14 protein-coding genes are annotated in these 17,377 nt (G+C 54.0%); 1 reads left to right on the plus strand and 13 read right to left on the minus strand.

Translation table 11 applies throughout. From position 1 onward, the window contains the following. Positions 1-60: 60 nt before the first annotated feature. Positions 61-762 carry a PEP-CTERM sorting domain-containing protein gene (locus CRO05_RS11625; RefSeq protein ID WP_181319833.1) on the minus strand — a complete coding sequence of 234 codons (702 nt, stop codon included), beginning with the start codon at positions 760-762 and terminating at the stop codon, positions 61-63. A gap of 55 nt (positions 763-817) precedes the next feature. On the opposite strand from CRO05_RS11625, the gene CRO05_RS15345 reads away from it, so the two are divergent. Next, positions 818-1,003, plus strand: a complete 186-nt coding sequence (locus tag CRO05_RS15345; RefSeq protein WP_143860925.1) for a hypothetical protein — start codon at positions 818-820, stop codon at positions 1,001-1,003. Positions 1,004-1,028: 25 nt separating this feature from the next. Here the strand turns inward: CRO05_RS15345 and CRO05_RS15900 are convergent, their stop codons facing one another. The 12 genes from CRO05_RS15900 to CRO05_RS11690 form a co-directional block, all read right to left on the minus strand. Further along, positions 1,029-1,205 carry an RcnB family protein gene (locus CRO05_RS15900; protein WP_235001417.1) on the minus strand — a complete coding sequence of 59 codons (177 nt, stop codon included), beginning with the start codon at positions 1,203-1,205 and terminating at the stop codon, positions 1,029-1,031. A gap of 368 nt (positions 1,206-1,573) precedes the next feature. After that, positions 1,574-2,206, minus strand: coding sequence for a DsbA family protein (locus CRO05_RS11635; RefSeq protein ID WP_235001418.1), 633 nt, complete (start codon positions 2,204-2,206; stop codon positions 1,574-1,576). 138 nt (positions 2,207-2,344) lie between these two features. After that, a complete protein-coding gene (gene typA, locus CRO05_RS11640) occupies positions 2,345-4,159 on the minus strand; it encodes a translational GTPase TypA (RefSeq protein ID WP_097067331.1) in 1,815 nt (604 codons plus the stop codon). 269 nt (positions 4,160-4,428) lie between these two features. Beyond that, a complete protein-coding gene (locus CRO05_RS11650) occupies positions 4,429-4,728 on the minus strand; it encodes a helix-hairpin-helix domain-containing protein (RefSeq protein WP_097067956.1) in 300 nt (99 codons plus the stop codon). An 845-nt stretch (positions 4,729-5,573) separates the two neighbouring features. Further along, positions 5,574-6,257, minus strand: coding sequence for a helix-turn-helix domain-containing protein (locus CRO05_RS11655; protein ID WP_235001419.1), 684 nt, complete (start codon positions 6,255-6,257; stop codon positions 5,574-5,576). A 135-nt stretch (positions 6,258-6,392) separates the two neighbouring features. Continuing rightward, positions 6,393-6,866, minus strand: coding sequence for an Rrf2 family transcriptional regulator (locus CRO05_RS11660; protein ID WP_097067334.1), 474 nt, complete (start codon positions 6,864-6,866; stop codon positions 6,393-6,395). Between the two features lie 64 nt (positions 6,867-6,930). Continuing rightward, positions 6,931-7,779 carry a cytochrome c oxidase subunit 3 gene (locus tag CRO05_RS11665; protein WP_097067335.1) on the minus strand — a complete coding sequence of 283 codons (849 nt, stop codon included), beginning with the start codon at positions 7,777-7,779 and terminating at the stop codon, positions 6,931-6,933. 220 nt (positions 7,780-7,999) lie between these two features. Beyond that, positions 8,000-9,577 carry a cytochrome c oxidase subunit I gene (gene ctaD, locus CRO05_RS11670; protein WP_097067336.1) on the minus strand — a complete coding sequence of 526 codons (1,578 nt, stop codon included), beginning with the start codon at positions 9,575-9,577 and terminating at the stop codon, positions 8,000-8,002. Positions 9,578-9,701: 124 nt separating this feature from the next. Beyond that, positions 9,702-10,802 carry a cytochrome c oxidase subunit II gene (coxB, locus tag CRO05_RS11675; RefSeq protein ID WP_219909433.1) on the minus strand — a complete coding sequence of 367 codons (1,101 nt, stop codon included), beginning with the start codon at positions 10,800-10,802 and terminating at the stop codon, positions 9,702-9,704. A gap of 427 nt (positions 10,803-11,229) precedes the next feature. Further along, entirely contained in the window at positions 11,230-12,288 is a 1,059-nt protein-coding gene (locus CRO05_RS11680) for a metal-dependent hydrolase (RefSeq protein ID WP_159462735.1), read from the minus strand. 325 nt (positions 12,289-12,613) lie between these two features. Then, positions 12,614-13,237 carry a TetR/AcrR family transcriptional regulator gene (locus CRO05_RS11685; protein WP_097067339.1) on the minus strand — a complete coding sequence of 208 codons (624 nt, stop codon included), beginning with the start codon at positions 13,235-13,237 and terminating at the stop codon, positions 12,614-12,616. 183 nt (positions 13,238-13,420) lie between these two features. Then, positions 13,421-17,374 carry a translocation/assembly module TamB domain-containing protein gene (locus CRO05_RS11690; protein ID WP_097067340.1) on the minus strand — a complete coding sequence of 1,318 codons (3,954 nt, stop codon included), beginning with the start codon at positions 17,372-17,374 and terminating at the stop codon, positions 13,421-13,423. Between the last annotated feature and the right edge of the window lie 3 nt (positions 17,375-17,377).

Here is a 17,377-nt window from a genome sequence, read left to right on the forward strand (position 1 = left end):
ATTCAACAAGATGGCTGAGCGAGCTGTCCCCGGACAGGCCGTTTTATCTCATTGATTCGCCTACTTTTTGCGTTTACGCATGGCGCCCAAGCCGAGCAATCCCAGACTAATGAGCGCGAGCGACCCAGGTTCCGGGATCGGGTTTTGTGGAACATCCACGGGTGGAGTGCCTACGCTCCCGACATACTTCAGAGAATCGTCTCCGCCTTCCCCGGCGCCCACTTGCTGGATGTGTACCATGGCCAGCGAAGCGGGGCCTTTACCCGGTACAGAGACAAGGAAATCGTCTAGTGAGACATTGCTGATTGTCCACGTGGTGAATTCGCCATCAACGAATCTATCCGCGAAGGAGGTGGGGTAATCCAGGTCCAGATAAAAGTCGTAGCCCGCATTCTTTCCGGACGGATCTATGCCAAAATCATCAGCATTTATCAGCTGCGTTCCTCCAAAATTCAGGAATGAAGCGCTGGTGAGAACAGGGGAACCGCTGTAGGAAAAAAAGAATTGCGAGATATAGGCATCGTCTCCGATATTTCCGGCAAGATTATTCACCATATTATTGAGTCTAAAGTCAACATTAGCCCCGTTCTGGCCCAGTATCAGGGTAGCGACCGTCGCTTCGGTTCCAGAAGACGGGCTACCCGTTACATAGGTATTTATGTCGATCGTCAGAGCAGAGGCGGACAAAGGCAAAGCCATTCCCAGGCCTATCAGTGCGCTCGTGACAAATTTATTTCGAGTTGCCGTTGGGGTAACTTTCATGCTCCCTCCATGGAATAAAATGCTCGCTTGAGCATTTTAATAATAAGCAAATATCATGCCTAACTATAGATTATTGATTATTAAGGATTCACCTTTATTTATGAGATTTAATGTAAGTTTTATCGACCCAATACGTTTAGCTATTCCAAACACATGGAGAGGTCAGCCCCTTCCACTCGACGGCGATTTACAAATGGTCATTGACCGAATGAAAATTCCTGATCAAAAACAGCAGCGGTAAACGCGTTCCCTTGCCGCTCCCAGTTTTACATCGAGTTTAAATCTTCAATGGCATCGATAACCATACCGGTCCCGACCGCAATCAGAAGAATGTCGGCGGCAACCCGAACATAACGGTAGCCGGGACCGGGTCCGCCCAGCCGCCCCATCAAATGAGGCGGCAGATCATAAAAGATTATATCCCGGGGCAAGGGGTAACCCATTCTCCATTTCTTCGCTTGCCCTGGGGGCGTACAGCCATTGTATTTTTTTGCCAGCCCGGGCGGACAATGGCCGCTCCGAAGCCTGGGCGCGTAATAATCTTGAACGATCGTGCGTTGACGATCATCAAAGTTATGAGGGATATACCTGTTGGTACTCCGGTGTTCCCTATAATTCCTGTCTTTATTCCCTTTTTTTCCTTTGTGATGACTATGCTGATCAGCTTTATGATTGCCTCCCCCCTTTTCGGCGGAGACAGGCATGGAGATGGAAAACATGGATAATGCAATAGTCAAAGCAAAAAACTTCAGAAATGTTGTATGCATGGGCTCATCCATAAAAAAACATGAAACTGCTGCCGGATATCAAGCTATTTCATCAACCCTTCATCAAGCTTGGTACGCAATTCCTCAAACGAACAGTAGCCTGCGGAAAGCAGGCTGCGATCCACTCCATTCTGCCCTATCACAGTGGGGAAGCCGTGCACGCCCCACTGGCGCGCCTTTTGAAAATGAGCAAGCGTCTGTCTTTTTGCCGTATCAGACTCGAGTGTCGGGAGGAACTGCTCCGCGTCCAATCCTACGCTGCTTGCAAGCTTTGCCAGAACAACGGGGCTAGTGACATTCTGCTGCTCGACATAAAATGCGGATTGCACTGCCTTGAAAAACGGGAAAACCGCTTCAGGGTTGATGAGGGAAACGGCGACCACTCCACGGCTGGCGGGTTCGGTATCGTAGACAAATCCTTCCGGCATCGCGCCTTCGAACTTGAACGATTGCCCCGTCACGCGATGCACGGTATGCCAGTGATGGAGTATCTCTTCGCGCTGTGCGGAAGGCATTGGCTCGTTCGTACCCGGCCGCAAGCCACCCAGCAATAACTCCACTTTCAGGTGGCCGCCATATTCATTCCGGATTCTCTCGATCACCGGCGTAAAGCCCCAGCACCACGAGCACATGGGGTCGGCAACATACCAGAGAATTTTTTCATTCATGGCGGACATGACCTCTCCATACGAATACCATTCGGCTAATGGAGAAGTATAGACGCACTGACCGCCATGCTGCCGATCGCATGCGGATAAAATGGGCGGAACATACTGACAAGCTTATCCGCCCGGCTCTGATTCATTTGAATTTTCTTACGCAGCAGCGCGGGAAGCTCTCTTGCGTTCGTGTTCCTGCAGCAAACGCTTGCGAATACGAATGGTTTTTGGCGTAATTTCCACCAGCTCATCATCGGCGATGAATTCGATCGCGGATTCCAGCGTGAGCTGAATCGGCGGCGTCAGGGTCACTGCTTCGTCGGTCCCCGATGCACGTATATTGGTGAGCTGCTTGCCCTTGATGGGGTTGACCACCAGATCATTGTCCCGGCTGTGTATGCCGATCACCATTCCTTCATACAAACGTTCGCCCGGACTGACAAACATGCGTCCGCGTTCCTGCAATTTCCAGAGCGCGTACGCCACCGCTTCGCCCTGCTCCGCTGAAATCAGTACGCCGTTCCGGCGCGCAGCAATTTCCGGCCGCATCGGAGCGTATTCATCGAATACGTGGCTCATCAGGCCCGTTCCGCGTGTCATCGTCATGAATTCGGACTGGAAACCGATCAAGCCCCGCGCGGGAATGCGATAGTCCAGCCTGACCCGCCCGCGTTCATCCGATACCATGTCCTGCAAATCACCCCGGCGTGCACCCAACGCCTCCATTACAGCCCCTTGATGGGTCTCCTCTACATCCACGGTGAGCATTTCAAACGGCTCGCATTTGACGCCGTCAATTTCGCGGATCACCACATGCGGACGCGACACTGCAAGCTCATAGCCTTCGCGCCGCATACTCTCAAGCAAAATGGTGAGATGCAATTCGCCCCGCCCCGACACCAGAAACGAGTCTGTATCGTTCGTTTCCTCCAGTTTCATCGCAACATTGGTCAGCAACTCTTTCTCGAGGCGCTCGCGCAATTGCCGACTGGTTACAAATTTTCCTTCCTTACCGGCAAAGGGCGATGTATTCACCTGAAAATTCATCGTCAGCGTGGGTTCGTCCACAGCAGGCATCGGCAAGGCCTCGGGCTGATTGATATCGGTCAGTGTCGCGCCGATACAGAGCTCTTCAATACCATTGATCAGGACAATATCTCCTGCCAGCGCCTCGTCGAGCTGCACTCGCTCGATGCCGCGAAAACCGAGAACCTGGTTGACCCTGGCCTTCTTCGGTACGCTCGCTCCAGCCATCACCATTACGTCCTGGCCGGGCTTGAGCCGGCCCCGGCTGATGCGGCCAATGCCGATGCGCCCGACGAAACTGGAATAATCCAGCGCGCTGATCTGCAGTTGCAGCGGTTTCTCGGCATCGCCCCCGGGCGCATGGACATGCTTGAGTATGGTGTCAAATAACGGGCGCATATCGGTACTGGTTTGTTTCAGGTCCGTCATGGCATAACCGTTGAGCGCCGAGGCATATATCACCGGAAAATCCAGCTGCTCTTCGTTTGCCCCCAACTTATCGAACAAATCGAAGGTATGATTCACTACCCAATCAGGACGCGCGCCGGGCCGGTCAACCTTGTTGACGACGACAATAGGCCGCAGTCCCAACGCCAGCGCTTTTTTGGTAACAAAACGGGTCTGCGGCATCGGACCTTCTACTGCATCGACCAGCAGCAGGACGCCATCCACCATCGACAGCACGCGCTCCACCTCACCGCCGAAGTCGGCGTGGCCAGGTGTGTCGACGATATTGATATGCACCCCTTCATAATCCACCGCGCAATTCTTGGCGAGGATGGTGATACCGCGTTCGCGCTCGATATCGCTGGAATCCATTACTCGATCGGCAATGTGCTGGTGCGCGGCAAAAGAGCCTGCCTGATGCAGCAGCTTATCCACCAGAGTGGTCTTGCCGTGATCGACGTGGGCGATAATAGCGATGTTGCGGATGGAACGAAGCATGGAAAAAACCTCAGTCGAAAGGACAAAAGGGCGGCATTATAACAGGTTGCTCAGGAGCCCGCCTGCATATAACCGATGGTGATCTTTCGGGTAAAATAACACGTGCCGCCTTTAAAAAAAACTATTGGGATTCGATTAAAAAACGAAACCCCGAACTCGCCGGGGTTTCGTATATTCCCGGGAAAATACTTCATACTCAACGTCTGCGTGTCCTGCGCATTTATGACAGCCTTCATCTCGTATCGTTCTCGGCAACCGCTATCTCCACTTTACTTGACTGCAGCCTTATCCTTCATTTTCAGAACAGTGGGGCCGGTAACTGTAATATCCTCGCGGAGTTGTTGCATATCCATAGTGTGGCTATTAATGCCTTCAACGTTTGCGATATCATCCGTCGCCCTGAATGAGCCCGCCTTTGAACGATAATCGATGATCGCCTTCGCATTGGCGGCGGTGATGCCTTTGACAGTCTGAAGCTCGGCCTGGGTAGCCGTATTGATATTGACGGCCGAGTAAGCAGTGCCAGTAAAAGTTAACAACGTGGCAATGGCAATAAGCGTTTTTTTCATGGGTTCCCCTTTTGTTAAAAATAAATGATGCGTAACGAAAAACTCCTGTCGAATAAAAATACCAGACAGACTTGAACCTCCATCCAGGATCGACACCGAAGAGTATCAGATCAAGATTCACATCGCTTGCCTTCTCGCCGGCGTCATTCTTGACGTTGCTGTCAAAGTAGACTTTCTTTGTGTCGAAATTCGATACAGGTAGTTGACCAATGCCGTGTCGAACCCGCCTGCAGCATCACTCACGCAGTTGATTTTTATGCCATCGTTCTACCACTGGTCAGGTGACAACGGGCATCAACGCCGACAAAGAAGTCTTTCCAAATTCTATAATCGGTACCAGCGCCAAACATGTCCGGGAATCGAGCGCTGTCATACCCTCACCACGACCGATCGAGCCCATCCCCAGTCTCGACGCGGTCGACTGCTGCTAGCTAGCAGCAGAAATCGCAAAATTCGGGCAGAATCATGTCTACAGCTTATACGAATCGCATTACGATGGTGCAACTGCGGTTTCAGAAATTGAAGACAGGCAAATTTTCATATCCGATAATCGATGTATAGCCACGGGCGGAAAAAATATCCTGACGAAGATCAGCTTCCTGTAGCGTTGCAGCAGGGATTTGACGAGTCTGATTCCATCGGATAAGAAGAAATTTGCATTTGATGCGTCTGAAACCGGAACGAGTCTTCCGTGGGAACGATATTGAAGCTGGTGAAGATTATCCGACTTTCGAAGAGCACATTATCAATGAAGTTAAGAGGCCCTTGCCATAGGACCACGCTTGCGCCGCCAGCAGAAAGGCTCAGCGATTTCCGAATTGACGGGAATTAAATGGATCGGCGCCTCAGCGGGAGAGGGCCGGACGATTGTAGCTGGGCCGATGATTGGCGATCTGCTGTAAGCGCGTTATATCGTTGAGCTTGATATGCCGGTATGCGCTGCTGATGATTCCGTCATCCTGAAAGCGCGCAAACACGCGGCACACAGTTTCCTCCGCGATTCCCAGATGGTTGCCTATATCACTGCGGGACATGCTCAGGTTGAATTCCGTCGATGAACAATGACGCTTCGCAAACTGTCGCGATAGACGGAGCAAAAAGATGGCCAGGCGCTCCTCGGCATTGTGCTTACCGAGCAGCGTCAGCAATTCATGGCTGTGCCGGATTTCCGCACTCATGATCTTGAGAACTTCATATTGAATGGAGGGATCTTTTTTGGCCAATTCTTCAAAACGATCAATCGACACTTCGCAAACCGAGGTGACGCCCATTGCCCGAGCCTCGCAGTGATATTCCCTGCTCTCGATAGCATTCAGCCCCAGCAGTTCTCCCTCCACGTGAAAACCTATTACCTGTACCTGCCCGTCTTCGGTGCTGACACTGGTCTTGACCGACCCGCCCCGAATGACATACATGTGCTCCACGAGTTGCCCCATGCGGTACAGGACTTCCCCGCGTTTGAACACCTGCTTTTTCTTGACGACGCGCTCAAGCAGTGATGAATCGCCGGTTTTCAGCCAAAGGGACATACATAACTGATAGGCGCCGCAATTTTTGCAATCAATTGGCACATTGGCCGATTCCGCGGTTGAGGATATCTTTTCAGGGGCATTTTTTAACATATCAGGACCTGCAGGTAATAGAAATACAAACTATCCAGGCAATTACAAGTCGCCTGGAACCTCACCAGGGAGAATTGCTCCTGGAAAATCGGTCAGTTGATACCTTCCGCTCGCCACCTTCGCAGCAAGCATTTCCAGGGTCTGGCCCTGCAGCAGTTTCACGATTTCCTGCTTGATCGGCCACCATCTCGCATGCATCGGGCAAGCGGTTTTGTCGCTGCAAACCTTGAGTCCCAGCACACAGTCTTCGGTAAACCCGGGGCCTTCCGTAATTGTGACAATTTGCATCAGATTGATTTTATCGCCGCTTTCCCGCAAACAGAAACCGCCTTGCTTGCCACGAAAAGAATAGAGCAGATTGCCCCTGCATAATTCCTGCAGGATCTTGGCAAGATACGTGGGCGGCGACCTCAAACATTCGGCCATGGTGCGATTCAATACCGCCACGCCGGGAGGTTGTGTCGCCATGTAGATGAGCGCCTGAATGGCATACTGCGTTGTGCGAGACAGAATCATCTATGTATCAGTGCAGTATCACTGTAGAGGTAGACCTGAATAATCAGCATAAAATCCCCCGGCATCATATCAACCAATAAACAAATATGAACAGTCCGAGCCAGACCACGTCCACGAAGTGCCAGTACCAGGCTACTCCCTCAAAGCCAAAGTGATTCTCAGGGGTGAAGTGTCCCTTCAGCACACGGCAATAGATGACGAACAGCATGATGGAACCCAGCGTCACATGGAAGCCATGGAAACCCGTCAGCATGAAAAATGTTGCGCCATAGGCGCCGCTCGATAGTTTGAGATTGAGCTCGGAATAGGCATGGCCATACTCATATGCCTGCAGGCCGACAAAGAGAAAGCCCAGGGCGAAAGTGAGAAACAATCCCAATTTGAGCTGTCCGCGCTTGTTCAGCTTGAGTGCCCAATGCGCCCAGGTAACCGTCACCCCCGAGGTCAGCAGCAGGACGGTATTGATGGCCGGAAGACCCCATGGTCCCATGGGCATGAACTTCTCGGTGACGCCGGGACCGGCGGTTGGCCAGTCCCCAGTGAAATTCGGCCATAGCGATTTATGCTCCAGGTCGCCAAGCTCGGGAACGGAATATATCCGCATATAATAGAGCGCACCGAAGAAGGCGGCAAAAAACATGACTTCGGAAAAGATGAACCAGCTCATCCCCCAGCGGAAGGATTTATCCACCTGCTGGTTGAACTTGCCGCTTTCGCTTTCCCGGGCAACGGTGCCAAACCAGCCGAACAGCATGTAAATGAGCACGGCAAAACCGAATGCCAGCAACCCGTAGCCCAGCGGCATCTTATTGACCGAAAATGCCGCACCGAAACCCATGAATAACAGCGCTATCGACCCGGTGATAGGCCAAGTCGATGGCGCTGGAACGTAATAGTGACTCCCCTGGCTCATGCTCTTTCTCTCGCTCATGATGTCATTAAATAAATTTTCGTAAATCAGTTAGCAACAATAAGCTTGCCACAAATAATACGATATAGGGATGACCTGAGAGAAAGCCAGCAGGAACAGGGCGGTTTTGATTGCCGCAAGCCTTCTCTCTATTTCTGCGCTGTCCGGTATATCCGCGTTCGGCATGTTCATATCTGCTGGCATGGTCCGCTCCTATCTCTGGTTACTTTATGACTGGGGATGTGTGGAAGCTGTGATAAGGCGCCGGTGATGGCAATGTCCACTCCAGCGTCTTCCCACCCTCCCACGCTTTGGCCGGTGCTTTCGCGCCGCCACGGATGCACTTCAGTACTATGTAAAGAAATAGTAACTGGGTGGAGCCGAAGCCGAAGGCGCCGATACTGGAAATCATGTTGAAATCCGCAAACTGCAGTGCATAATCGGGAATACGGCGCGGCATGCCTGCCAACCCCAGGAAGTGCTGGACAAAGAAGGTGAGGTTGAAGAAGAACATGGATAGCCAGAAATGCCACTTGCCCAGTGTCTCGTCATACATATGCCCGGTCCATTTCGGCAGCCAGTAGTAAGCCCCTGCGAATATGGCGAAGAGCGAGCCTGATACCAGCACGTAGTGGAAGTGTGCAATCACATAATAGGTATCCTGTACTTGAACGTCTATCGGGACGATTGCGCACACTACGCCGCTGAAACCGCCGATAACGAACAGGAAAATGAAGCCGATGGAGAACAGCATGGGGGTCTCGAAAGTCATGGAGCCGCGCCACATGGTGGCGGTCCAGTTGAATACTTTCACTCCCGTCGGCACAGCGATCAGCATCGTGCCATACATGAAGAACAACTGTCCGGTTACGGGCATGCCCGCGGTGAACATGTGATGCGCCCAGACGATGCATGACAGGATGGCAATCGAGGCGGTGGCGTAAACCATCGACGAATACCCGAACAATGGCTTGCGTGCAAAAGTCGGGATGACTTCGGAGACAATGCCGAATGAGGGCAAAATCATGATGTAGACTTCCGGATGCCCGAAGAACCAGAAAATATGCTGGAACATCACCGGGTCACCGCCGCCCGCCGCATTAAAGAAGTTGGTGCCGAAGTTGCGGTCGGTCAGCAGCATGGTGACCACGCCCGCCAGCACCGGCATTACCAGCACCAGGAGGTAGGCGGTGATCAGCCAGGTCCAGACGAACATTGGCATTTTCATCAGCGTCATGCCCGGCGCGCGCATGTTCAGAATGGTCGTGATGATGTTGATCGCGCCCATGATGGAAGACGCGCCAAGGATATGAATGGCAAAAATCATCATGTCCATCCCTATGCCCATTTGTACCGACAGCGGCGGATAGAATGTCCACCCGCCCGCCGCCGCACCGCCCGGCACGAAAAATGAAGTGATCAGCAGCAGGGCCGCCGGCGGCAGCAGCCAGAAGCTCCAGTTGTTCATACGGGCGAAGGCCATGTCGGGAGCGCCGATCATCATCGGAATCTGCCAGTTGGCAAAACCGACAAAGGCTGGCATGATGGCGCCGAAGACCATTATCAGGCCATGCATCGTGGTCAGCTGATTGAAAAACTCGGGATTGACAATCTGCAAGCCCGGCTGGAACAGCTCGGCGCGGATGGTCAGCGCCATCACCCCGCCCGTCAGGAACATGAGGAAGCTGAACCAAAGATACATCGTGCCTATATCTTTGTGGTTGGTGGTGGTTAGCCAGCGCATCACGCCGGTGGGATAATGTTCTTGCGTGTGCGGAATATCGTGCTCTACTGCTGCCATGGTATTCTCCTCGACCCTGTTTTCGGAAATGTCTGTGATTGGTAATGATCAACCAGCGCATCAAGCCGACGGGATGACGGTGGCGGGCGTACCCAGTGTGCTGCCATGGTTTTCCTCCTTGATGCTATTTTCTGAGTTCGTTGATTTCCGATGGCTGCACTACGTCGCCTGCCGTATTGCCCCAGGCATTGCGCTCGTAGGTGACCACCGCCGCGATTTGTACATCCGACAGATGCTTGAATGCAGCCATTGCCGTGCCAGTCTTGCCGTTCATGACGATGTCGATGTGGCCGGCCTTCGGACCCGTGGCTACCTTCGATCCGTCCAGCGCGGCAAATGTGCCGGGAATACCCTTGCCATTGGCCTGATGGCAGGCAACACAGTTGGCGGCATACACTTTCTCGCCTTCGGCCTTCAACTCGTCCATCGTGAATTCCTTGCTGACATCCACTACTGCCGCAGCCGATTTGCTCTTCTGTTCCGCCACCCATTGGGTATATTTTTCAGGCTCCACCGCTTCCACCACGATCGGCATGAAGCCGTGGTCCTTGCCGCATAGCTCCGCACACTGCCCACGGTAGGTGCCGGGCTTGTCGATCGTGAACCAGGCGTCGCGTATGTAGCCGGGGATGGCGTCCTGCTTGACGCCCAATGCCGGTACCCACCAGGCGTGCAGGACGTCGTTGGCGGTGATGATGATGCGAACCTTCTTGCCGATGGGCACCACTACGGGGTTGTCCACTTCCAGCAGGTAGTTCTCCTCCTTGGGCGAGGCATTCTCTATCTGCGCCCGGGGTGTGGCGAGGTTGCTTAAGAAACTGATCCCTTCCCCTTCTCCCGTCAGGTAGTCATACCCCCATTTCCACTGGTACCCGGTGGTCTTGATGGTAATGTCAGGACTGGAGGTGTCCTTCATGGCGATGATGGTCTTGGTGGCAGGAAAAGCCATCCCGACCAGAATGAAGAACGGGATGATGGTCCAGATGATCTCGACCGTGGTGCTGTGATGGAAGTTTGCCGCTTTGTAACCAACAGACTTGCGGTGCTTGAGTACCGAATAAAACATGACGCCAAATACACCAATGAAGATCGCCAGGCAAATCCATAAAAGCATGGTGTGCTGATCATATATCTGCCTGGCTATGATCGTCTGCGGCTCGGGCAAATTCAACTGGTAAGGATCCGCCGCCGCCATTCCCATTCCGGAATACAATGCGATCGCCATCATCCCCACTATGCTTGCTGCTGCTCTGTTCATATCATCCCCGCTTGATTACTGACTCGCCATGGAACCTGCATCTGGATCCAATAGACCAAAACTCCGAATCCTTTTATGGATCTCTCCCGACACCTCCCGACACGTCCGATCAAACATTAAAGAGATAATCGGATTTTCTTATCCGGTATCGAATCGTAGTGCGCGCAAGGCAATGAAACCTTGATCAATGTCAACTTTGGTGAATGTTTTTGGGAAGAGCTCAGCTCACCCACTATCGCAACACACAAAAGGGCATGCGAGCATATGGCCAAATTAGCAAATGGCCATGCGGAGCGATCAAAATGGGACTTATCGGAGATCTTCCAGATAATGAAAGATACTGAGGGGGAGCTATCTACTTCTGGTCCGGTTTGAGTACGCGTGAAATTTTGCGTCAGTCTCTTCCGAAGATGCCACTATCATCGAGCCGCCAGGGTCCGACGGCGCTATCGCGGCACAGGCCGAATACCAAAGACGGGGGGAGTGAAGGAACGGAGAAGCGCAGGTCAAAAAATGATACGCAAACACGACTCCCGCGAGACTCGATTTGATCGAGAACGGGAAATGCCGCGAATTCGCGGAATCGCGCAAAAATGTCCTGCTCCCATGCTTCGCGGGCAAGGACATTCTGGGATTTTGTTTCGCCGAACCGTTTCCGGCGCACCCATGTAGCCGCTGAAACAGGCCGATAGCCCGCGGCGATCCTTCCCCACATACCCAGCAATCCGCTAGCTGGATCAGGTATCTGCCGGCTTTGTGTACGCCACAGATTGACAAGCGCTATGTCATAGTTGCCTTCATGGCTGACGATGATCTTCCAGTTGAAAGGCGATAGTGGTTGAGGGAAAGCGTGAACTTCCGCTTCCATTAATCCGTGATTCTCCGCGTATGTCTCGCCAATGGTGACAGCACGGGAATGCAGAATGCCCTGAAACCCTACATAGCATCCCAGTACCAGGCAGGCGATGACAGCCGCATGTCTCTTTTGCGGCTTGATCATGACAGCCGCCAGCCCCGTCGCAATAATTCCGGTGAAGTATGGGTCGATTATAAACGTGAAGGGAATTGCGAAACGGTGGCTGGAAAAAGGCATTAGCAGCATTGTGCCGTAAGCGGTGAAAACATCCCCCGCGATATGAATGGCAATACCCAAGGCAGCCGTACCGAATATAGCCTGCCATGAATAGCGCCGATGTGTAAGGACGGAAAGCAGCCAAGCCACCAGCAATGCCCAAACAGGCAAAAGGATGATTGAATGAGTGACGCCCCGGTGCAGGCTTACATACGTAAGCGTATCAAACAGGCGCAGCACAAAGTCGCAGTCGGGAAACGCGGCTGCTACAAACCCGACCGTCATGCGCGCACGTATCGTCAACTGGCCTGCGTAATGACCTACCGGGGCAGTTGCCCGCGCCAGCAATGCGCCGCTCAAAGCATGGGTCAGCGTATCCACGTTGCTACGTTGGATATTTCATGAGACCGGCCCAGAAATTGTTGTAAATGAGATGAGCAATGGCCACCGGAGTTTCAAGGGCCACCAGAGCGTAAATGCAATTCTTTACCATACCGCAGGCCTTCGCCGTGACCGACGGTGCTTCTGCGGCATCTCTGCGTTCGGCCTGGCGCTAACAGACTCGGCTACTGGATTGGAAAGTGCGCGAGTCTCATCGCAAACACCTCATCGCCATCTGTGATCAGGATATTTCGTTGAGGATTATGGTACGCCATGCAGCCTGAAACGGAGACGCGATAACTGATTCCGCCCGAGAGGGGAGAACTCAGATACTTTGCGGCATTTTTTCGCTGTCCATTCTGTCCCCCGAGCCACGTCGAGTAAACCGGGCCATGCGGTCCAGGTTCTCAGCCATAAGAAGGCATCCGTCCAGAAACCTGCTGGTTCTGGTCGCACCGGAAGAGTCATCGTTCATCCAGCGAAAAAAAGTGGCCAGATAAATCGTGGTGAGCGCCGTTTCCTCCATCGCTCGCCGGACGTAAGTCGCGTCCCGGCCGGCGGCCTCGCGCATCCATTGGACAGTGCGGCTTATGCGCATCAATCCGGGAACCTGGACATGAATATGCCCCGGTTCCAATTTGCCGTAGATCATTTCCCTGGTTGTCTTGCGATAAGGATAAAGTGCTCCAAGCCATGTCATGATTAACTTATGCAGGCGCTGACGCGGTGTCAGGTAGGAAAAGTTGGGGGCTTGCGTGATTTTGAGCATGGCTCTATCGGCGCGCTCAAACCAGGCATCGACGATGTCCTCTTTTTCGCGAAAATGCGCGTGCACATCGTCCAGGGTAATCTCCAGCGCAGCCGCCACGTCGTGCAGTCGCACGGCTTCCCAGGATTTCTGTTCGCCGAGTTCAACCGCGGTGTTAACAATCTGATCCGCTGTTACCATATTTCCACCGATGAGCTATTGATTCGGGAGAAGAAGGGCAATTTCCGCCCCGGTCGATTTGAAAGTAGCGCAAACCCGCGCAAAGTGTCAAGCACATCCGGGCATTATCAATGCCTTGCCACAATCGAAATCCACCGATAGCAAATGAGACAGGTTTCGCTAATGGAGCGAGGGACGCAAGCCTTAATCAAAACGTAACGTGTAAAGCAGGTCTATCGCATTATCAAAACCAGCCCTCGTTACAAGCGTGATGTGAGGCGTCAGGGTATAGGTCAGTTTTGTTACGCCGACCACCGCCGTCATTCCCTGCTCATAGCTCAGATAGGCTCGCTTCGAAAGCCGTTTGCCGATAGTACCCACCTGCCCCATCAATGCATCGCTCCCCGCCTGCCGTATCGATAACTCATCCACGCCAAGCGCCTGACTGATCTTGTCCGTGACCCCGCCGGATTGCCCGCCCAGAATGGAACCTGCTGCAGCGAGCAATAATGATGCGTCGGCTTTCCCGCCCGGGGCGCGGCCCAGTGCAATCCACGAGAGTTTCTCCAGATCCGAGACAACTGGCGTGGATACCAGTCGCACTTTGGGGTGACGCACGCTGCCCGTCACTTCAACGCCCGCCACCACCGGCAACCCCTTGCGCAGAGCGAGCACATTCAATGCAGGATCGTCTATCGGGCCCTGAAAATTCACGATCCCGCGCTCCACGACCAAACGCTGGCCATAAGCCTCAAAATTGGTATTGCGGGCGGTGATCGTGCCGGTGGCGCGCAGTTTCTGCCCAGGCTCGGCGCGCAAACGCAACTGGCCAGCCAGTCTTCCCTCCAGGCCGGAGGCACGTATGTGGAATTGCTCGCCGAGATCAAGACCAGCCTCCGTGTCTATACGCAGTCCTCTACGCTCGGGTCGCTGCTGGTCCGCTGTTTCTCGTCCGGTAACGACGATGACATCGTCCGCCAGTTGTGGATGCCCGGCCGTGGGTTGGGCAAGTAAACCGGCATCTGCGTGGAGGCTGCCCCTCAAAGTGAGGACGTTGTTTTCCAGACTGGCGCGACCGTTCCCGGAGGCAATAATCCAGCGATCAGGCCGCTGCGCCAAGGGCACAAGGCTGGCGGTAATTTCCAGATTGCCGCGCTCACCTGTAAAGTCCATGATGCCCGATGCCCGCAATCTGCCCGGACCTTTCTCAAGCGACACGTTCTTAAGCAGCGGGTCATCGGGCCGCGGTAAGTGAGGAGCGATAAATTCCAGAACATCCATATTCAGAGATTCCTGGTCGAAACTTGCCGCCAGCTTTCCCTGCTCGAGCCGCACGCCCTGCTCCAGCAAAGCCATCGTCAGCTCATCGCCGCGTATCCGGCCTTTCAGGCGTGGCGCGCTGAAAGTTCCGATCACATCCGCTTCCAAAGCGAGCCTGCCGCCACTTCTGATGTTGTTATCGAAAGTATCGAGGGCGGGTCCAACCCAGGAAATATCGTCCATATTGACGAATACATTCCCTGCCAAGGCTGCATCAGGCAGCACCGTCCAATGCATGGCCGACTCGGCTGATTTTGTAACGGGCACGGAGATGCCGGCATTTGCCTCCCCCAGACGCTTTCCTCGCGCTTTCAATTCTCCCGTGAACCTGCCGTCCACGGCACGGGCAACCAGCTGAAGCGTCTCCAAACCCAGGGGAAGCGGCGGGTCCGCCGGCAGCACCCAGTCGCCGCTTTCGCGTGCAACGCTAAGGGTACCCTTCAATTGGGCGCCGGCTGTGATATCCCATTTCCCACCCAGACGAAGCGCCTCATTAACTGGCTCTTCACCGTCGGGTGTGTCAATACCGGGGCGCAATCCCACGCCGGTAAAATAGCCCCTGGTACTCCACTTCTGAGGGGTCCATTCGGTTGAGCTGATCTGCATCTCGCCGCCGGCGACGACAAACTTCGTTGTGCCAAGCGATACGCGTTGCGAGCTAATCTCCAAGGGAGCGGCATCCGTTAGATGAAAGGGAAATCGACCGGCTGCCGATAATTCAGACAGCTCCCCGAGCCACTGCGCATCATGCCATTGCCGAGCCGGCTTGTTCAGTTCTCCCCTCGCTCGCAGGGTAAGATTCTGGTTATCGTCCAGACGTGCGGCAACTCGCACTTCATGTCGCGATCTCTGGCCTTCCACTTCAAGCTTCAGACTCTGCAAGCGCTTTTTTGCCCTGGTTCCATAGTCAGCGGCTGTTATCATCAACGCAACGGTGTCACCATGCAGGGCACCATCGGCGGCAAGGCTGCCAAGATGATGTTCGCCCGGAAGCGTGAGGCCATCTCCCTGGGCATTAAAGGTCATATCCGGCCATTCAAAATTACTGCTACCCATATTGACAGAACTGCTCTCCAGTATCGCCTCGGCAGTAAGGGCCCCGCTGAATCCGTATCCGATTTGCGCAAGCGCGGGTGCGACAAGCTCTAGCCGCAATTGGTCGCCCTTGCTACCAAAACCGCCGCGTGCAATAAGCTGATTGATACCAATGCGTAATTCCACTTCTCCTTTAGCCCGAGCAAGGCCCGCAAACTCTATTCGGCCATTGCCGGACATGGGTTGTTCCGCAACGTGGCTGTTCGCCATCGCGAAATGAACTGTGCCTGCCGCACCGTCCCCCGCCTCAGGCTCCAATTCGCCTGCCAGTTTTAGCGTCGCGTTCAGATCGGTTCGCGGTGTCTGCACGAATGCGGAAAGATCGAAGTGCTGAAGCCTTCCGTCGAAAGCAAACGCTCGCCGTCCGGTCAACCCGAGCTTGGCGTGTCCTGCAAGCCGGGATCGGCCATGTCTGAGCTGCATCTTTTCCAGGACGAGCATGTTATCTGCTCTCGACACATCGGCATCCATATGCAGTGCCCTGTCTCGGTCGTGGAGTGACAAGGTGCCCTGCTGGCTTGTTGCGTCGCCGCTGAGTCTCACCTTCCCGTTGAGGTTCGCCGTGCGGAGGCGCGTATCCAGCGCGGCGGGGTTGACACGATTGATCAGCAGATCGGCGGAAACAGTTCCCTGTTTATGCTGCCAGGCCAAATTTCCGGAGATCGAGCCATCGCCGGGCGCAACCAGCATTAAATCGTCAAGCTGGAGCAATTCGGCCGAAAGTATCGGACGCGCCCGCATCTCGAGCAGAGGCAAGCCGCCTCGGTCGAGAGCCGCGGCAGCACTGTTTTTGGCCCTCATGTCACCCTCTAGCTGCCCGGCATCGTTTTCATGCAAATCCGCTTGCAATGAAAGACTGGCTTTGGGGGCGGCGGGTGAAAAGACGTGCGGGTCGAACCCGCTTACCGACAACCGCAGCCCAGCGACGATGAAAGGGGCGTAAGGCTGCAGTTGTGCCTCGCCTTTCCCCATCAAACCTGCGCCATTTCCTTCCAGTCTGACATCGAGCCACTCCAGGTTGCCGGTAATGGTGGCGGATATTCGCGCTTCCAACGTTTCGGGCGATACTCCGGACGTTTGCGACGGCACCGGTATGGAGACGCCAGCAAGCTTTGCCTCAGCATGCAGATCGAAAGGCCTGACGCCCTCTATCCGGCCCGACGCGATCAATTTGCCAAATTCGAGGCTGGCACTCAACTCGGTCAACTCATGCATACGGCCGTCGCTTTTCAATCGCGCCGCAAGATCTGTCGCAGCAAAAACCAGCGTGCCGCCCTTCTCATGCAATACGCGTAGCGCCTCAATATCCACCTTTTGCACGAGCAACGACAATGGCAACTCCAGGTTATCAGGCGGTGAAGCGGGTGTTGACGAAGGGGGTGAAACGATCTCCACGTCCTCTGCTCTCAAAGCGATTATTTTCAGTTGCCTCGACTTCAGCGCATCGGGTTGCCAGTTGAGTTGCACATTTCGAGCAACGACAAGCAGATCATCGCTTTTAAAACGCACGATATCCGCTTCGATCGATCCGAATAGCTTACCGTCCAGTCCTTCAAGCGATATCTTGCCTGTGCTCAGTTGCGATACGGTCGACCCAAGCCATCTAAGGCCGGAGTTGGTTGTTGCCAGCCAGACGCCAGCGCCCATGACCATGATGATGAGAACAGCAAGCAGCAGAACCGGACGCAACCATGGCTTATGCCTATCCGAGTTTTTGGTTTGATGTCCGTTGATCTGATTCATGCG

The organism is Nitrosovibrio sp. Nv4 (assembly GCF_900215485.1).
GTDB lineage: Bacteria > Pseudomonadota > Gammaproteobacteria > Burkholderiales > Nitrosomonadaceae > Nitrosospira.

Excerpts from the sequence above, each read along its gene's own strand:
- CRO05_RS11665 (WP_097067335.1), bottom strand. The coding sequence starts at position 7,779 with ATGAGCCAGGGGAGTCACTATTACGTTCCAGCGCCATCGACTTGGCCT.
- CRO05_RS15900 (WP_235001417.1), bottom strand. The coding sequence starts at position 1,205 with ATGGGTTACCCCTTGCCCCGGGATATAATCTTTTATGATCTGCCGCCT.
- CRO05_RS15345 (WP_143860925.1), top strand. The coding sequence starts at position 818 with ATGCCTAACTATAGATTATTGATTATTAAGGATTCACCTTTATTTATG.
- coxB (WP_219909433.1), bottom strand. The coding sequence starts at position 10,802 with ATGGCGATCGCATTGTATTCCGGAATGGGAATGGCGGCGGCGGATCCT.
- CRO05_RS11685 (WP_097067339.1), bottom strand. The coding sequence starts at position 13,237 with ATGGTAACAGCGGATCAGATTGTTAACACCGCGGTTGAACTCGGCGAA.
- CRO05_RS11650 (WP_097067956.1), bottom strand. The coding sequence starts at position 4,728 with ATGAAAAAAACGCTTATTGCCATTGCCACGTTGTTAACTTTTACTGGC.
- typA (WP_097067331.1), bottom strand. The coding sequence starts at position 4,159 with ATGCTTCGTTCCATCCGCAACATCGCTATTATCGCCCACGTCGATCAC.
- CRO05_RS11635 (WP_235001418.1), bottom strand. The coding sequence starts at position 2,206 with ATGTCCGCCATGAATGAAAAAATTCTCTGGTATGTTGCCGACCCCATG.
- CRO05_RS11655 (WP_235001419.1), bottom strand. The coding sequence starts at position 6,257 with ATGTCCCTTTGGCTGAAAACCGGCGATTCATCACTGCTTGAGCGCGTC.
- CRO05_RS11690 (WP_097067340.1), bottom strand. The coding sequence starts at position 17,374 with ATGAATCAGATCAACGGACATCAAACCAAAAACTCGGATAGGCATAAG.
- ctaD (WP_097067336.1), bottom strand. The coding sequence starts at position 9,577 with ATGGCAGCAGTAGAGCACGATATTCCGCACACGCAAGAACATTATCCC.
- CRO05_RS11660 (WP_097067334.1), bottom strand. The coding sequence starts at position 6,866 with ATGATTCTGTCTCGCACAACGCAGTATGCCATTCAGGCGCTCATCTAC.
- CRO05_RS11625 (WP_181319833.1), bottom strand. The coding sequence starts at position 762 with ATGAAAGTTACCCCAACGGCAACTCGAAATAAATTTGTCACGAGCGCA.